12 protein-coding genes are annotated in these 18,356 nt (G+C 43.0%); 4 read left to right on the forward strand and 8 right to left on the reverse strand.

Going from position 1 to position 18,356, the window contains the following annotated elements:
* Window positions 1–155: 155 nt before the first annotated feature.
* On the reverse strand, window positions 156–986 hold the full coding sequence (locus EWV60_RS13245) for an energy-coupling factor transporter transmembrane component T family protein (protein WP_287232706.1): 831 nt from the start codon (window positions 984–986) through the stop codon (window positions 156–158).
* Between the two features lie 213 nt (window positions 987–1,199).
* A complete protein-coding gene (locus EWV60_RS13250; RefSeq protein WP_287232707.1) occupies window positions 1,200–3,368 on the reverse strand; it encodes a lytic transglycosylase domain-containing protein in 2,169 nt (722 codons plus the stop codon).
* Window positions 3,369–3,579: 211 nt separating this feature from the next.
* On the opposite strand from EWV60_RS13250, the gene cysC reads away from it, so the two are divergent.
* On the forward strand, window positions 3,580–4,125 hold the full coding sequence (gene cysC / locus EWV60_RS13255) for an adenylyl-sulfate kinase (protein ID WP_002740078.1): 546 nt from the start codon (window positions 3,580–3,582) through the stop codon (window positions 4,123–4,125).
* A gap of 508 nt (window positions 4,126–4,633) precedes the next feature.
* Complete coding sequence (locus EWV60_RS13260) at window positions 4,634–6,361, forward strand: ABC transporter ATP-binding protein (RefSeq protein ID WP_024969003.1); 1,728 nt, start codon at window positions 4,634–4,636, stop codon at window positions 6,359–6,361.
* A 437-nt stretch (window positions 6,362–6,798) separates the two neighbouring features.
* Here the strand turns inward: EWV60_RS13260 and EWV60_RS13265 are convergent, their stop codons facing one another.
* Window positions 6,799–7,749: an NAD-dependent epimerase/dehydratase family protein gene (locus tag EWV60_RS13265; protein ID WP_287232709.1), complete on the reverse strand. Its 951-nt coding sequence runs from the start codon at window positions 7,747–7,749 to the stop codon at window positions 6,799–6,801.
* A gap of 146 nt (window positions 7,750–7,895) precedes the next feature.
* Window positions 7,896–8,945, reverse strand: a complete 1,050-nt coding sequence (hemE, locus tag EWV60_RS13270; protein WP_002739516.1) for a uroporphyrinogen decarboxylase — start codon at window positions 8,943–8,945, stop codon at window positions 7,896–7,898.
* A 194-nt stretch (window positions 8,946–9,139) separates the two neighbouring features.
* On the opposite strand from hemE, the gene EWV60_RS13275 reads away from it, so the two are divergent.
* Window positions 9,140–9,511: a four helix bundle protein gene (locus tag EWV60_RS13275; protein WP_287232713.1), complete on the forward strand. Its 372-nt coding sequence runs from the start codon at window positions 9,140–9,142 to the stop codon at window positions 9,509–9,511.
* A gap of 115 nt (window positions 9,512–9,626) precedes the next feature.
* Here the strand turns inward: EWV60_RS13275 and EWV60_RS13280 are convergent, their stop codons facing one another.
* From EWV60_RS13280 to EWV60_RS13290, 3 genes are all read right to left on the reverse strand, one after another.
* The gene (locus EWV60_RS13280) at window positions 9,627–11,852 is read right to left on the reverse strand and encodes a heavy metal translocating P-type ATPase (RefSeq protein WP_287232715.1); all 2,226 of its coding nucleotides are present in this window, start codon (window positions 11,850–11,852) and stop codon (window positions 9,627–9,629) included.
* A gap of 183 nt (window positions 11,853–12,035) precedes the next feature.
* On the reverse strand, window positions 12,036–13,238 hold the full coding sequence (locus tag EWV60_RS13285; protein WP_287232716.1) for an S-layer homology domain-containing protein: 1,203 nt from the start codon (window positions 13,236–13,238) through the stop codon (window positions 12,036–12,038).
* Window positions 13,239–13,268: 30 nt separating this feature from the next.
* Window positions 13,269–14,492, reverse strand: coding sequence for an NAD(P)/FAD-dependent oxidoreductase (locus EWV60_RS13290; RefSeq protein ID WP_287232717.1), 1,224 nt, complete (start codon window positions 14,490–14,492; stop codon window positions 13,269–13,271).
* Window positions 14,493–14,643: 151 nt separating this feature from the next.
* On the opposite strand from EWV60_RS13290, the gene EWV60_RS13295 reads away from it, so the two are divergent.
* Complete coding sequence (locus EWV60_RS13295) at window positions 14,644–15,831, forward strand: glycosyltransferase (RefSeq protein ID WP_287232719.1); 1,188 nt, start codon at window positions 14,644–14,646, stop codon at window positions 15,829–15,831.
* A 522-nt stretch (window positions 15,832–16,353) separates the two neighbouring features.
* Here EWV60_RS13295 and EWV60_RS13300 read toward each other — a convergent pair.
* On the reverse strand, window positions 16,354–18,356 hold a 2,003-nt coding region (locus EWV60_RS13300), incomplete at its 5' end, for a CHAT domain-containing protein (protein WP_287232721.1).

Here is an 18,356-nt window from a genome sequence, read left to right on the forward strand (position 1 = left end):
TTAAACTAATAAAACGGAGAGGCTATGGCTTTAGAAACTTTCGGAATTTTTGGGTTAGAAGTATGTTGTCTTGGCATCTTGTCTGTTGATTTAGCATAAAGGGTAACGAAGAGCCATAGTTTTTAACACCTAACTACTTACAATAGGGATTAATTTTAAAACAACCAGGCAAATTTTCCCACCCCGAATTTTACATAGAGAATAATTGCCAAAACCAATAAAAATAGAAAGCCAATCATTAATAAATAGTCTTTATTGGTTAAGATTGATTCCTGTAAAAATGTGCGATCGGGATCACCAGAGAAAGCTTTAGCTTGTAGAACTACCTCTAATTTTTGCGATTTAGCCATAGCGTTTAAAATTAAAGGTACAGCGATAGAAGCGTAAATTTTTCCTTTTTGCAGCCAACCCATTTTTTCTATTGCTAATCCTCGTAATCTTTGAGCAGAAATAATCGATCGAGATTCTTCTACTAGGAGAGGAAATAAACGCAGGGTAGAGGAAAAAATAAAGACTATTTTGTAGGGAATTCTGGCTTTAGTTAAACTCACCATCATCTGATTTATATCAGTGGTAAAAATAGCGAGGGGAATAATTAAAACCATGGTGAGAGTTTTAAAGATCACATTTAAACCGTAGAGGGTTCCCTCCACAGTCATTTGAGCAGAACCGACAGTTAATAAGGGAGTTAATTCAGTTTTTCCTGTTAAAGCTTTTACCTGTTCCACATTAAAAAATCCCATGGTAATTAATAAGAATAGATAAAAAGGAGCCATGAATTTTAAAATGGTGAGGAGATAAGACCATTTTACCCCAGCCCAGAGACAAGCTAAAGCGACAATAAGAGTTAGCAAACCGCCAGCGAGGGGACTTTCCCAAGTAAAAGCGATAAGAGTAACCACGATCATCATGGTTAATTTTGTCCGAAAATCTAGGCGAGTAAAAGGAGAATCTCGATCGACGGTTTGCCAGTTAAATGATTGCATAATTAGGAAAAAAGTTAGTAAGTAGCTAGGTGTTAAAAACTGTCAGATGCCCCCCTTATTAAGGGGGATCCCCCCGCCTATCGGCACCCCCCTTATTAAGGGGGGCAGGGGGGATCGGCACACCCCTTATTAAGGGGTGATTAAGGGGGGATATATCTTCAATTTAATTATAACTTTAAGGGAATGAGTTAATTACCCATCCCCATCAATCCCCTAGGAAGGGTTAGCAACTCTCTTCATTTGCTCTTGAATTTCAGGGTTATAAATCTGGAGATAATTCCAATAATTACCAAACACCGATTCTATATAACCCTTAGTTTCTCTAAAGGGAATATTCTCGACAAATTCATCGGGATCGCTAAAATCAAAACGCTGTTTCCATTTAGAAACTGCCCCAGGTCCGGCGTTATAACTAGCCACGGCAAAAAGTGAATTTCCGGCGAATTTGCCATGGGTATAATCGAGATACCATGTCCCCATCATAATGTTATCTTCGGGATTGGTTAAAGAATAACTTTTATTGCCAGTATTACCCGCGATATATTTACCTGTATCGGGCATAATCTGCATTAATCCCACTGCCCCCACAGGAGAACGAATTTCTTTTTCAAAGCGGGATTCTTGCCGGATTAAAGCCGTCACTAGCAGGGGATTTAATTGTCTATCTTTAGACCATTGTAGGATGCTATCGTAGTAGGGGAAAGGGAATAAAGCGTGCCAGTATTTATCATTTTGTCGCAGGACTTTCCAGGCTTCCTTTTCCTCTGGGGTATCTCTTTCTCGCAAGCGCCAAATCAGGTTAATTCCTTCTAAATTTTGATTGCGAGAGAGTTTATATAAACCGAGGTTAAATTGTTCGTCAACGGTTAAATGCCAAGGATCGACAATTTCTGCTTGGAAGAGATTCCAAGCGTCCGTATCTTCACCAATTCGATATAATTCCTTGAAAGCTTCCGAACCGGCGGGGGGATCGTTACGAGTGGCGGGTTTGACGGTGGTAGGATTATAGGAGCGGACAGTGGTAAAATCCCCCACGTCCCAACCTAATAAAACCGCCGAGCGCCAAGCATAATAGGAATGGGGATGACGAGAAATAGTATAGGTAAAAGCTTGTTTTGCTTCTTGGTTTTTGCCCAGTTTTTGCGCCCATTTTCCCACCCAAAAGGCCGCTTTCGGGGCAGTTTGACTATCGGGATTATTAACCGCAATTGGCTGCGCCCACTGCCACGCCTTGGCGTAATCACCGGATTTAGCAGCTCTTTGGGCCATTAACCAGCGATAATCGGCGGCTTCGTCGGATTTTGGGTATTTATTTAATAAAGTTTGCCATGTTTGACTAGCGGCCTGAGCATTAGTTGAGTTGAGTAATTTGGCTTTCGCTTCCAAAGCTTCCGGGGCGCGATCGGGAAATTGCTTGACAATGCGATCGAGATATGCTATGGCATCGCGGTTAGGAGAAATTTGGGCGAGTCGCAGTAATCCCAAACCGGTTTCTGGGGCCTGGGGATAGGTTTTAATTAATTTTTGGTAAGCGCTGCGAGCTTCTGGCAGTTTTTTGGCAATTTGTAGCCCGCGAGCGTAACGATAGGCTTGTTCGGGGCTAGGAGTGGCTTTAGCATAGGCTTTATATGCTTTTTCGTACAATCCCGACTGCCAATAACCCGCCCCAATCATTGCCCAATCCGCCGGAGTTAACTGCTCGGCGTAGTCTTTCACCAAACGATCGCGGGCCTGATTGAGGGTAGGATCAAAAGGATTAGCCTTGGCTAACTGCAACCATAAGGGAAATTGATCGGGATTTTCTTGAAGACGTTGGCGAATTAAAGCCAAAGTGCGCGGGTGTCGGGGGTATTCCTTGAGCAATTTTTCATGATAACTGGGGTCGTATTTGCCCAAAGAGTAGTAAGCTTCCGCCACTACGGGCGATTGGGGATAGGTTTCCAGTAATTTTTGCCAAATTTCTCGCGCTCTTTCACTATCATTGCTTAATTCGTAGGCGCGTCCCTGTTTGAGGAGAATCTGGGGAGCGAGGACAGGATATTGTTTTTCTAAGCCTTCTAATTGTTTTAAAGCCGGACCGCCTTCATATTTTCTCAATAAATCCATAGCCAGGAGATAGCGGGCGCGACTACGCTCTAAAGAGGGCGCATTGGCATCAGCAACATCTTTTAACTTGACATCTCGCTCGGTTTGTGGTAGGGAAGCGCTATCAACTACGGCAGAGGATTGGTTAGGATCTTGGCTAGGAACCGAAGCACTATTGCGATCGAGCCAAGCGAAAATTTTCGGGTGAAAGAGAAAGAGACTGGTGAGAGTAAAAAGCGCAACCCCAGAACCTAGTCCAAGAATGAGCGGGGTGTGAGGGGGGAATTTCTTAAACATTACCTTAATTCAAGACAGTAACTCAACATACATTATCAGTGATCGTGGTGACAGGTTGTTTGTTTCAATCAGGTTGGGGGGTTGTTCAGTTATCAGTAAGCAGTAATCAGTAATCAGTGAACTGAAAACTCCCATCTGATCACTGGTAACTGATCACTGATCCCTGAGATATGGTACGCTAAACAGGATTTAAGTATTATTAATGATTACTATGAAACAGCGCGGCGTGACGGTTTGGTTAACGGGATTGAGCGGTGCGGGGAAAAGCACGATTACCGAGGCATTACAGGCAAAATTAATCGCTGAAGGCTATTCCATTGAAGTTCTCGATGGCGATATAGTACGGACGAACCTCACCAAAGGTTTAGGATTTAGTAAAGAGGATCGCGATGAAAATATCCGTCGCATTGGTTTTGTGTCTAATTTGCTCACCCGTCACGGTGTGATTGTCCTAGTTTCGGCTATTTCTCCCTATCGTGAGATTCGCGAGGAAGTACGGGGGAAAATTGGGAGTTTTGTCGAAGTTTTCGTGAATGCTCCCTTAAGCGTCTGTGAGGATCGCGATGTGAAAGGATTATATAAAAGAGCGCGTGCTGGCGAAATCAAGTCTTTTACGGGAATTGATGATCCCTATGAACCACCTTTTAACCCGGAAGTGGAATGCCGCACTGATTTAGAGACTTTAGAGGAAAGTGTCGCCAAAGTCTGGAACAAATTGACGGAATTAGGCTACATTCATCAAGCTGTGGCGGTTTAATCCCAGAATAACTTTGTATTATTGGAAAATATCGTAGGGACGTGGACTAAAAACGTCTCTACACCCCGATTAACCCCTTAGGCAAATTTGTTAGTTAATCTCCTTTTCTTCAGTACCTAAGCAAGGTTAATTATACCTCTCCCTAACCCTCTGGCCAAAGTGCAAGAGTGCCTAAACAGTAATCAGTAAACAGTGATCAGTAAACAGTAAACAGTAAACAGTAAACAGTAAACAGTAAACAGTAGTCAGTGATCAGTAAACAGTAAACAGTAAACAGTAAACAGTAAACAGTGAAAAGACAGTAGGAAACTTCTATTTAATACTGCTCACTTAAAACTTAAATCTGATAACTGATAATTGATAACTGATAACTGATAACTGATAACTGATAATTGATAACTGATAACTGATAACTGATAACTGATAACTGATAACTGATAACTGATAACTGTCTCGACTAGCAAATTAATTTTGCAGGAATACTTATATTTAAAGGCGCTAAATTATTTTGAAATCTCGCTCTAGTTATTGGAACCTCATTCCCTATCTCCGTCCCCAAACCCAAACAATTATTTTGGCGTTTATCTGTACGATCGGATTTACGGTATTTTGGCCGATTTTAGCTTGGTTAGCTGGACAAATGGCCAGATATATCGGTGAGGGAAATGTGCAGGCATTGGCGACACTTTCGGGGGTGGGGGCAGTGGTTTTTTTACTGCGGGGAATGTCTCAGTATGGGCAAGATTCCCTGATGGCAAAAGCTTCTTTAAAAATTGCCCTGGAATTAAGAAAAAAAGTTTATGCACACCTGCAAACCCTCGGCTTAAATTACTTTGAAACGGCAAAAACTGGTGATTTATCCTATCGTTTAACGGAAGATATTGATCGCATTGGGGAAGTAATTAATAAATTTTTCCATGATTTTATTCCCTCAGCCTTACAGTTAATTGTCGTCTTTGCCTATATGTTTATTGTTAACTGGCAATTGACGATCGCTGTCATTATTATCGCTCCTTTGTTAGGAGTTTTGGTGGGATTTTTTGGTGAAAAATTATTACAATATGCTCGTCGCGCTCAGGCGAAAATATCTAACCTTTCTTCGTTATTAACCGAAGTTTTTGGCGGTATTCGCGTGGTGCAAGCTTTCGCAGCTGAAGATTATCAAACCGAGCTTTTTGCTCAAGAAGCGGAGGAAAATCGCCGCGCTCAATACCTATCAGAATCCACCAAAGCTTTACAATACGTCGTGGTGGGATTCTTACAAGCTCTCGGTGTCATCTTTTTATTCTTTCTCGCTGGTTGGCAAATTTCCCAAAAGAATTTAACTGGAATTGACTTTGTTAGTTATGTGGCGGCGGTGGCAATGTTAATCGATCCTATCGCCCATATTACCAGTAATTATAATCAATTTAAACAGGGTCAAGCCTCCATGGATCGGATTTTTGAATTGTTAGCTATTTTGCCAACAATTACCGAAAAACCGAATGCGATCGAGTTGCCACCCCACAGCAAAGAAGTTGAATATTGTCAAGTAAATTTTTCTTACAATGAGGACAGACAGGTTTTAAAAAATATTAATTTTACTGCACACGCTGGGGAAATGATTGCTTTAGTGGGAGCATCGGGAGCGGGAAAAACCACTTTAGTTAATCTTTTATTGCGTTTTTATGACCCCACTGCCGGCAAGATTTTAATCGATGGGGTGGATATTCGTGATGTGACTTTAAAAAGTCTCCGGCGACAAATTGGCGTAGTTTTGCAGGAAAATATTCTCTTTTCTGGCACTATAGCCCAAAATATCGCTTTTGGTCAGGGAGATTTTAATCTGCAAGAGGTGGAAAAAGCGGCAAAAATTGCCAACGCTCATCAATTTATCGGTGAACTTTCCCAGGGTTACTATACCTATGTGGGAGAAAGGGGTGTTAATTTATCGGGTGGACAAAGACAAAGAATCGCCATCGCGCGAGCGGTTTTATCTAATCCGAGAATTTTAATTTTAGATGAAGCGACTTCAGCGCTCGATTCGGAATCGGAAGCTTTAGTGCAGGAAGCTTTAGAAAGAATTATGACGGAGCGCACGGTATTTGTTATTGCTCACCGATTAGCAACTGTCAGAAAAGCTAACCGTATTTTAGTCTTAGAAAAGGGTGAAATTATCGAGGTGGGTAATCACGAGGAGTTATTAAATCTTAATGGTCGTTACGCTCAATTTCATGCTAGACAATTTCAAGATTAGTCTATTTGGCGTTAAGAGTTGGGCATTATTTCTGATTTTATCACTCAAGCCAAGTTTTTGGGGGGTAGAACCCCCCAAACCCCCCGCGCATTAGTTTTTCGGTGGGATGCTTACACGCGGTTGTTCATACACTTGTACTAATTCAAGAATCACCGATAGAGCAGTTATCTTAATGGTGAGGTGGGAAGTTTTCGTTTTGGGGAGTCAGTCGCGGAATTAGGTGGCTCTCTTATCTTTGTGTGATAACTTATATAGTAGTGATCGATCTTTGTGTCCTTTGTGTCTCTGTGGTTCGTTCCACTCACTCGCCGGCAACACTGTATCTTAGAATACATTTTACCCACCAAACCTAAGAGAGACATTAGGTTAGACTTCATCTTTAGGGAAACGCTGTAAGTATCCAGACAGAATTAATTATAGATATTTTTCCGTTCCCTCTACTTAGGGTTTTTTCGGGGAATTCCTCGCAAGGCTAAAACATCATCGAGGGTGGAACAATAGTTTTTTAAACCAAAATCAGCAGCAGTATAGGTTTTAATGTGGGTGAAGTGGCGATAATTCATCGCAAAACGGTCCCATGCTTCCATCTGCAAGTTAAAAACTTTGATAAAAAAGTTAGCAATGGTTAAAGATAAAGGAATGCGAAAATAGATTTTTTTGTTTAAATAAGTACAGATTTCCTCCACTGCTTGGTTAGCTGTTGTGCGTTGATTGCCTAGGACAATTTTGCTTTCTGGTGCGGGATTTTCGATTAAATAATTCACCACTTGAGCTATATCTTTGGCATGGATAAAATGAAAACTGCCATCAGCTTGAAACCAACGCACTAAACCGATATATTTCAACACATCCGGTAAACCACCATAGATATGAGAGTAGGGTTTATTTTCGTCACCACCTAAGACAAAAGTGGGGTATAAAGTGATAATTTTATCGGCGATTTCTAGGTCAGTAAATTTGCTATAACAAATGTATTTAGTGCGGATATAATTAGTTCCTATCTCCCCAGCTTCGGGTAAAGGTTGATTATTTTGATTGAGAATGCTGGCGGTAGAAAAGTAGAGGACTTTCTCGCAGATTTGAGCATCTAAATAACTAATTAATTCTAGGGTTTTTACCACATTAATTTGATAACTTTCCTCCTCTCCTCCCCAACTGGTAGCGATTAAAACCGCTATATTCATTGTTTTTAAAAGCTCCGCATATACCCCAATATTTTGCATATCGCCTAAAAGTATATGAACATTTGATCGCCCTTGATAAGTAAATTTTAACTTCTCTGGATTACGCACTAAAAAATATAATTCATAGTCGGGATTTTCCAGTAAAATCTCGGCGATATAATGCCCAATACAGCCACTCACACCCGTTAGAAATATCTTTTTCATTATTTTAATTGATACGGCAGAATTTAGGGGACAGTGTGAAAGTCAAAAGTAAAAAGTAAAAACCGGTGTTGGGGTTTTAGGGTTTTGGGGTATTAGTTGAATCCCCCCATTTCCCCATTTCCCCATCCCCTGTTCCCTGAGTAACTTTATTGATAACTAAATCCTTTAGCGGTTTCAAAGAAGAAACGCACGTTATCTTCAGGAGTTCCCACCAAAACACCATGACCTAAATTAAGAATATGACCTTGATTACCTGCTTTACGAATAGTATCAATAATCCGCTCGCGAATAAAAGACTGGGAACCGAATAAAACCCCCGGATCGATATTACCTTGAACCATCATCGATTTACCTAAACGCTGTCTCGCTTCGGCCAGATCCACGGTCCAATCGACGCTAATAATATCAACCCCCGATTTACCCATTCTTTCCAAAACGCCGGCGCTGCCACTAATGTAGAGAATTAACGGTGTATCGGGATGGGTTTCTTTCACCAAACGAACTACTTTTTGTTGATAGGGTAAGGCAAAAACATCGTAATCTTGGGGAGTTAATTGACCCGCCCAAGAGTCGAACATTTGTACCACTTGCGCCCCACAATCAATTTGATAACGGACATAGGTGGCAATCATATCCGCTAATTTATCTAAAAATTGGTGCAGTACCGAGGGTTCCGAAAAAGCCATCCCTTTAATCACAGAATAACTTTTAGAACCTTTCCCTTCCACTGCGTATGCTGCTAAAGTCCAAGGCGCTCCGACAAAACCGAGGACAGTGGATTTATTTCCCACCTCTTGACGCAGGGTTTTTAAAATCGTTTTGATAAAAGGTAAAGACTGATCAGGATCGAGGGGATTAAGTTGGTCCACCTGCGCTTGAGTACGAATGGGAGAATCGATAATCGGCCCCTTACTTTCGATAATATCAAAGGGAATACCAATTCCCGCTAGGGGAGTGAGGATATCGGAGAACATGATCACCCCATCCGGTTGAAAAGCACGCCAAGGTTGCAGGGAGATTTCGATCGCTAAATCGGCATTTTCCGATCTTTCCCGAAAACTGGGGTATTTATCCCGCAATTCCCGATAAATCTGCATATAACGTCCTGCTTGTCTCATCATCCACACGGGAGGACGGGGTAAGATTTCTCCTTTGGCAGCGCGTAATAAATAAGGTATTTCAGGGGAGTCAGTCATATCAGGATGATTATTCTATTGCCTTTTCTACGGTATCATCCCCCGTACAGCTAATTTTTCTGGTTTTTCCTTAAGAATTGTTAACGAAAATTATCCCCCTTTGCATTGAAACTGGGTACTGAAAATTGTAGTACAATCTTTTGGGTTGAGACAGGGTGTAGAGTGTAGGCTATAGGGATAAGTTGATAAAATCTATGGCGGATTCAAAAATTCAATCTTACCGAGATTTAAGAGTTTGGCAGGAGGCCGTAAATTTAGCTGAAAGTTGCTATCGTCTCACTAAAACTTTTCCCAAAGAAGAGCTTTATGGGATGACAACACAGATTCGCCGAGCTTCGGTGTCAATAGCAGCGAATATTGCCGAGGGGTATGGACGCAAAACCAGGGGAGAATACATCCAATTTTTGTACATAGCTCAAGGTTCTCTCAAAGAGTTGGAGAATCATTGGTTAATCTCTCAAAGAGTTGAACTAGCTTCCTCTCAGAGCGTCAATCCTATTCTTAATCAATGTGAATCAGTAGGCCAACTCCTGCTAACTTTGATTCGTTCCCTTGAAAATAAATAACCCCCACACCCTACACCCCACACCCTACACCCCACACCCTACACCCCACATCCTACACCCTACACCCTACACCCTACACCCTGCTCCCCACACCCTACACCCTACACCCCACACCCTACACCCCACTCCCCACCCTGGGGTGAATTCGACGCAATCGTAAAGCATTCGTCACCACGGAAAGGGAACTTAAAGCCATGGCAGCACCGGCAATAATCGGATTGAGCAGAAAAGGATAGAGGACTCCGGCAGCGATGGGAATGGCAATCAGGTTATAAATAAAAGCAAAAAAGAGATTTTCTTTGATATTTCGCATTGTTGCCCGACTTAACTCAATAGCAGTCACAATTCCCTGTAAATCTCCCGAAATTAAGGTTATATCGCTTGCAGCGATCGCTACATCGGTCCCCGTGCCAATGGCAATACCTAAGTCTGCTTGCGCCAATGCGATCGCATCATTGATGCCATCTCCAACCATGGCGACTATTTTCCCTTTTTTCTGCAAATATTCGATTTTTTCGGCTTTTTGTTCGGGACGGAGTGCGGCAAAAAAGCGCCGGATACCCAACTCGCTGGCGATCGCTTCTGCGGTTTCGAGGTTGTCCCCCGTCATCATCATCACCTCTAAGCCCATTTTTTTGAGCTTGGCGACCACTAAGGAAGAAAAAGGTTTTAAAACGTCGGAAATGGCGATCACCCCCTCTAAACGCCCGTTAACCGCTATCCAAGCCACGGTTTTTTTCTGCCATTCCCAATCGTGGGCGACTTTTTTAAGAACTTTTGTTTCGATCCCTTGACTTTCTAACCATTGTTGTGTCCCGATTTGCACGAAATCTGACCCGACTTTTCCCTGCACTCCTGACCCGGTTATTGAGTCAAATTCGCTTACTTCTAGGGTTTTAATCTGGTTTAACTGCCCATATCTAACTATTGCTTCTCCTAGCGGGTGTTCAGAATGATTCTCCACCGATACGACTAACTGCAGCAGCGATAATTCCCGTCCATCCCTCACCCCCTCGCGAGTCAAGAAGTCCGTCACCGTTGGTTTCCCCTGGGTGAGAGTTCCCGTTTTATCGAGAACAATAGTAGTAATACCCTGGGCTAATTCTAAACTTTCGGCATTTTTAATTAAAATTCCCTGTTTTGCTCCCTGTCCTGTTCCCACCATAATCGAGGTGGGTGTAGCTAATCCTAGCGCACAGGGACAAGCGATAATTAGGACTTCCACCATTGTAATCAAAGCGAGGGTGAGATTACCCGTGCGGAGAATCCAAAATAGGAAAGTTATTACGGCAATAATCATCACCACCGGCACAAAATAAGCAGTCACTCGATCGACTAATCTTTGTATAGGTGCTTTTGATGCTTGCGCGGTTTGCACTAATCGGACAATCTGAGCTAAAACCGTATCTTTTCCCACCCGTAACGCTTGCATTTGTAGGCTACCGGTTTTATTAATTGTCGCCCCGATTACCTGTTGATTGACGGTTTTTCGCACGGGTAAACTTTCCCCCGTCACCATCGATTCATCAATGCTAGAACTGCCTTGGATAATTATGCCATCGACGGGAATTTTTTCCCCCGGACGCACTAAAATTATATCTCCTACTTTCACCTCTTCGATCGGTAGATCTAGCGTCTGTTCTTCCCTAATTACCCTAGCAGTTTTTGCCTGTAATCCCATTAATTGTTTAATAGCGGCGGCCGTTTCTTTTCTGGCACGTTTTTCGAGGAAACGACCGAGTAAAATCAGAGTAATGACGATAGCTGATGCTTCGTAATAGACATGGGAATTAAACCCCTGTTTTTCGATAAAATCGCTCCCGAAGGTTAAAAACAGGGAATAAAAATAGGCGGCACTGGTTCCCAAAACTACTAAAGTGTCCATGGTGGCAGTGCGATTTTTAAAGGCTTTCCAAGCATTTTTATAAAAACTTTGACCACACCAAAATTGGACGGGAGTAGCGAGAATTAATTGTAATAAGGGAGCGTGTAACCAGTGGGGAATAAAAGATAGAGATAAACCCGTCATCATCGGCAAAGAACCGATAAAAAGTATAATGCTAATAACAATAGCGATCGATAGTTTAGTGAGAAGTTCTTTTTCTGGCCTGGATTCGAGATTAATTTCCGTTATCGGTGTAGCTTGGAAACCGGCATCCCTAACTTTTGCTTGAATAGTGTTAAGATCGGTACGCTTGGGATCATAGTCCACATCCACCTGTTCCATGCCAAAATTAACTTGACATCGAATCACTCCGGGGATAGATTTAATTATCCGTTCGATCGAATCAGCACAACCAGCGCAACTCATCCCGGCGAGTTTGAGAGTTTGATGGGTCATAATGTTAATAGCAGCGGAAGTCAGCAAGAAAATCCCCTGCAGCAGAGTTATATCTTTAGCATAAAATATTCCCCTAGCTGCCGGGTCAAGAATCCTTTGTTAATTTTTCTGAATAGATATGAAGAAATGTCAAAAAGAGTGCTTGTATTTTCCTAACACACCCTTAATTTTTATGGACAAATTTCAATTAACCCCACTCTGTTGCGTATCTTGACCCTGCAAAGCATCGGCAGCGGAAACACCATCACCCTGAAAACCAAAATACCATAAAGTAGCGGCAGCTTCAGCGCGAGTTACTGGTCTTTTTGGCTGAAATAGAGTAGTAAAACCAAAAACTCGCCGAATATTGGCTTGTTCGGCATTTTGAAAATCGGCATAAAGAGCGCGCACCAGCTGCGGGTTAATTTTATTGGTATCCTGAAAACCCCAAGTATTTTTAATCGTATCAAGATTGGCACTCGGTAAAGCTTTTCTAATATCTAATGGCACTTTCCACGCGATTAAATCTTCCCGGGTTAAAGGAGCATTGGGACGGAATAAAAGGGCGCTACTATCTCCCGTTAAGGGAGAGGGAATTAACCCTGCTTCCGCTAATCCTTGAATATAAATATAATCGGGATCGTTATTTTTAACATCACTAAAAGCTGGGGCACTATTGGGAGTAGCTAAACGGATTTGTTTACCCGCTACATTGGCATAAATGGCATTATTAGCCTGTAACAACCATCGGGCAAATTCTCGGCGCGTTATGGTATTATTAGGGTTAAACTGATTATTATTACCTGTTAATACTCCTAATTTAGCTAAGTCTTGAATGTGGCTCTTTAAGGGATTAGGTAAGGATTCGAGATCGTTAAAACTGGTGGGATTAAGATTTGGCAAGGGGGAGGGACTAGGGGAGGGACTAGGGGAAGCAATCGGGGTTCCTATTGGACGATAATCGAGGCTATATTCGGTATTGGGAGAAGTGGCAGTTATGGTGATAGTTAACTCTAAATTATCTCGACGGGCCGTTAGGGTACTATTAACTCCCTCCCCAGAAAAGGGATTAATAATTTCCCAATTATTATTAACTAATTCCTGTTGATAAAAAGCCTCGATCGCATTGCTGGGATCGTTGGATTGCCAACGGGTTTGTCCACCAGTATTATCAGGATTTGTCTGCACGGATAATAATTCTGATTGACTATATCGAGGAATTTCTGCGGGAAAATTTGCGGGTAATTGCCTGTTATTAGGAGAGTTTTCTGGTATGGGATTTGTTTGTAGATTAGGATCGGCAGCCAGACGATTTTCTAGGGCAGGATTGCCACTACAGGCTGCTAAAATGCCCAGCAGAGTGATCATTGTACTGTAGCGAATAAACTTACTCACGGTCTTTACCAATATTGTTTCCTTAGCTTTATCCTAGCCTATTTACTCAGGTTTTTGACTAGGAAAAATTTTGCGCCACCATTGACGTAATTTCCCCAGCAGAAATCCTCCTAACCCTTTTGTGTATTTTTCAAATTTGTAGTAAAATAAAACGTCGATTATATCCTGGGTGGAAAGGTGCTTGAGATAGGATAATCCTTGATCAATACGCGCATCACTATATTTTAAATAAACTTTGCGACTGAGGCGAGCAGATAAATTCCATTTGGGTTGAAAATATTCTTGCATCCTCCGTTGATAAGCGGCAAAATTACTCGATTTTCCCTGTAAATATTCTTCCATGTATTGACAAGCAATTTCGGCTCCTTTCATAGCATGGCGAATACCTTCCCCTCCTAAAGCATTAATAGTTGAAACTGCATCACCTATGGCGATAATATTTGGTTTTTTATAGTAAATATCTTGCAGTCCAGAGGAATATTCCACGATGGAACCGTGTTGCTCTACTAGATCATAATTATCTAAGTTCATGTAGTCTTTTATTATCTCGATAATATAACTTTTTAAAGGCTTAACTTCAGAAATATAAGGATGTTCTCCCTCTAACCAAGCGGCTCCTATTTTTAATTGCTGATTATCCATAGGAAAAATCCAGCCATAACCTTTAGGACTCCATTTATGACCGATAAAAAATACTAAATTATCTTGATATTTTTGATAATCTACTTCTGGCACAGCAATTAAATATTCAATACCTACCCCCTTTAAAAAATCAGGTTTTTCTCGTCTATATTTATACATAACTGCTCTAGCGTATCCAGTAGCATCAACCAATAAACGAGTAGTAACTGTCTCGATTTCCTCGCCTTTTGATTTCAAGAAAACAGTTAGCTGATTCTCCGTTTGTTCATATTTCAGATAACGACAACCTAAACGAACTTCTACCCCCCAACGCAGCACTTCTGCGGCTAAAAACTCTCGCAACTTGGCAAAATCAAAAACTACCCCTAAAGGTTGCGCTGATGACCAAAAATGATGTATGCTAGTGGAGATAATTTCGATATTTTTCCAAAACCTAGCCACTACGGTTTCGGGGAGATTGAATTGTTCTAAAATTTCTAGGGGAGAAGCGGCACTAGAAAAGTTATTATCTTGCCAACTAGAATGTTGTTCCACTAAAAGCACACGATAACCTTTTTCACTTAATAATCTACCACAGTGACCTCCCGCCGGTCTACCCCCAATAATTACGACATCATAATCCATGATTTACTCCCTCGCCTAATCTTACTAACTTGCTTCTATTTTACCCTAATTTGCCCTCTGTTAAACCCCAAACTGGTTAAGCTGTTGTGCATCTAAATTTGATCCTCTTTTTAACCTATTCCCTGTTCCCTCATCGAAAGGCCACCAGCTTATGACATTTTTCTTATTATTAGTTACTTTCCTATCGCTAATAATTTGGTTATATTTAATCTTAGCCAGGGGACAATTTTGGCTATCTAACCAAAAAATTAATCCTGTCACTTCTCCCTTAACAAATTATCCAAAAGTCTCGGCAATTATCCCCGCACGAAACGAAGCCGACGTTTTACCTATCAGTTTAACCTCCCTCTTTAACCAAGATTATCAAGGCGAATTTTCCATTATTTTAATTGACGATCAAAGCAGTGATGGCACTGGAAAAGTTGCCCAAGAAATTGCTGATCAATCTCATAAATTTGGACAAATAACTATTATTTATGGACAACCTTTAGAGATAGGATGGACGGGTAAATTATGGGCAATGAAACAGGGAATAACAGAGGCTACCGAGAAATTTGCACCCGATTATTTTCTCTTTACCGATGCCGATATTGCCCACGCACCAGATAATTTAACCCAATTAGTTACTAAAGCAGTACAGGAAAAACAAGCTTTAGTTTCCCTGATGGTGTTGCTACGCTGTGACAGTTTTTGGGAAAAATTTCTTATTCCTGCCTTTGTTTTTTTCTTCGAGAAACTCTATCCTTTTCCCCTAGTTAATAATCCTAATTCCCCGATAGCAGCCGCCGCCGGGGGTTGCATTTTAATTCGCCGAGATATCCTAGAAAAAATTGGCGGTATTGAAATTCTTAAACAAGCTTTAATTGATGATTGTTCTTTGGCAATTGCGGTTAAAAAATATCTGCAAAATCACCCAGAAAATAACGAGAGTTCCATCTGGTTAGGATTAACAGAAAGCACCTATAGTCTCCGTCCCTATCCCGATTTAGCAAGCATTTGGAATATGGTAGCCCGCACCGCATTTACGCAACTAAATTACTCAACACTTTGGTTAATCGGCACAATTTTCGGGATGTTTTTAACCTATTTAGCCGCCCCCTTGGGCTTAATCTGGGGATTGGTCTTAAAAGAAACATCAATTATTATAATTAGCACCGTCACTTTATTACTAATAGCCCTTTCCTATAGCCCGACTTTAAGACTATATAAATTATCCCCCCTGCGGGCTTTAACTTTACCCCTAATTGCCCTCTTTTATAGTTTAATGACCGTCGATTCTGCCCTGCGTTATTGGCGCGGTCAAGGGGGAGGTTGGAAAGGGCGAGTTTATCCTAATTAGGGATTGCTTAATAATGGTAAAACTCTTTGAAAATAGGGCTTTTGACCTGTTAAAATTGGAACCTTTAAAAACCCAGCATTATCCTTTTACAGTACAATAATTAGTAGTAGGGTGCTTTAGCGATAGCGTAACGCATCAAATAAATTAATGATAGATAAGAACTCTTGCAAATTAATTATATGTTATAATAAAGTTAAATTAATGATAGGTGTGGTGCGTTACGACGGATTGTTAGATTTAAGTTTAAGCAGAGATTGTCGCCGTCTAACGCACCCCACGTTTTACTTGCAACGCACCAAATAAATTAATGATAGGTGTGGTGCGTTACGACGGATTGTTAGATTTAAGTTTAAGCAGAGATTGTCGCCGTCTAACGCACCCTACGTTTTACTTGCAACGCACCAAATAAATTAATGATAGGTGTGGTGCGTTACGACGGATTGTTAGATTTAAGTTTAAGCAGAGATTATCGCCGTCTAACGCACCCTACGTTTTACTTGCAACAAGGAAATAATTCATAATTTAAGGAAGTCCCAGACAATAGAACGCCCCCCAGTAACGATAATCCTGAAAAGGCACTGCGTCGGGAGCAAAATTGCCAAGCCACTTGATCAATTCGCCGATTTTCTGATAATTAGCCCCAGCAGTATTGACGTTCGGGTCCTTAGTTTGGCGCATTTGTTGCCAAGTCTGGAAAGCCTGCTGATAATCGGCTGTCAAACAGTCCCGCCAGTCTTTTTGGCAAGTCTCCCGCAACGCTTGACGAGCCTGATGTAGAGCCGTTAAACGTTCCTTTCCGGCCCGCCGTGCGCGATGGTACTCCCGGGAAAACAGCGCCGTAGCTAGATCAGTCACCGCCCAATGACTACTAATCACAGCACGAGCGCCCCCCAGCAGAAAGCCTGTACCTAAGCTGAGGGGTTCGTCCAGTAATTCCCGTCGCAGGTTTCCCTCTTCATCTCGGGAAGTGGCAAAACTGAGACCGGTTTCACAACAGGAGAGAAACACTTCCAACAATTCGGGAAAACGCCACAGGGGACTAAGTAAATCCCGGAGGGTGACTTTTTGCTCCCCGTCTAGGACGAGGTGGGAGTTGAGGGGATCATCGGGGCGGCTGGTGGCGTGGTGGCTGGAGAGCAAAGCCTGCACTTGTTTCAGCAGTTGCAGATAAGAGTCGGGGGTGACTGTGCGCCCCTGTAGCCGCCGTTGGCGAGGCACGTTCCAGGTTTGGGCGACCCACTCACACTCTAGGGGAGTATAGGGCAAATCCTCTGTGGTGTTTTCCACAATCCCCAGGGTGTCGGGAGTGGGTTGCGATCGCTCTTGGCACAGTCCGAGAATTTTCGTACTGGGGACAAACTGAAGGCGAAAGCGATCGCCCAGTAGTTGGCCTTGGGCGGTGGGTAGAAGGTCGAAGGGAATTTGGTGCAGGAACAGGTGGGGAATCAGGATTAACTCAGTGATGCCCTGGAGGTGCTGTTGGATGAGGGTGTCGAATTGCAGGCGGGTTGCCAGTTCTTGCAGACGAGTGGCCATAGCTTGGTGCCACTCATCCCGACGCTGCTGGCGGGATTGGGGGGTCTCTACTTGATTAATCTCAATGTAGGGGATAACCCAGTTGACGATCAGCCAGTTTTGCAGGTCGTTGGCGGACTCCGGGGGATTGAGAATAGTGTGGCAGTTGACCCCTTCCCCGCCATCCCGGGAGGGGCGACGCAGGACAAAGATGTGGGTATGGGTGGCGGTGGTATAGAAGCTGAGGAGGGCGGTCTGGGGAGATGGAAGCAGCGCCGTTAGCTCATCGAGTCGGGGTTGGGGTTGGGGTTGCTGAAGTTGGGCGGTGATGGCATCAAAGCGGTAGAGAGCGTCCCAGGCTTGACGTTCAGCGGCTTCGGCGGCCTGGAGTTGTTCCGTGGCAAAGCTGGCGCGGGTGTTACCGATGGGGTAGAGTTGGGGTTTCTGGGTGAATCCGGGCTGGTCGAGGGGGTTTTGACGGAGTTGGGATTGGATCTGACGGCTATCCTTAACCTGCTGATACCAGGCTTGGATCTCTGGGGGAACGCGCCCATCGGCGTAGAGGTCGCCCACAGCGATCAGGTCGGCGAGGCGTTTGGAGCGGGAACGTTCGACGGTTCGCAGCGCCAGGGAGAGGTCGCCTTGGTTAACGGCGGCTTGGATCAGGTTTTCATAAACGCCGATGGACTTGCGGACAATCTCTTGGCGAAGGGCTTCACTGGTTGCCCAGGCCCGGCTTTGTTCAACGGCTTCCACGGCGACGGTGTAGACTTCGATGGCGATGTTCCACCAACCCTGCTGGAAACCGATATCGCCTAAGTTGCGCCCAGTTCTCAGGGTGTCAGCAGGTAAGAGAGCGGGGTTGAGAAAGGAAAGTGCTTCTCGATAATTGGCGATCGCCCGTTCTAGGTTGGCTACTGGCTCTTGACCCAGTTCGGCTTGGGTGACGTAGGCTATGCCCAGATTATTGAGGGTAACGGCTAAATCCCTTTCTAATCCGGGTTGGCGGC

It is taken from the genome of Microcystis sp. Msp_OC_L_20101000_S702, assembly GCF_007095705.1.
In the GTDB taxonomy this organism is placed as follows: domain Bacteria; phylum Cyanobacteriota; class Cyanobacteriia; order Cyanobacteriales; family Microcystaceae; genus Microcystis; species Microcystis ichthyoblabe_A.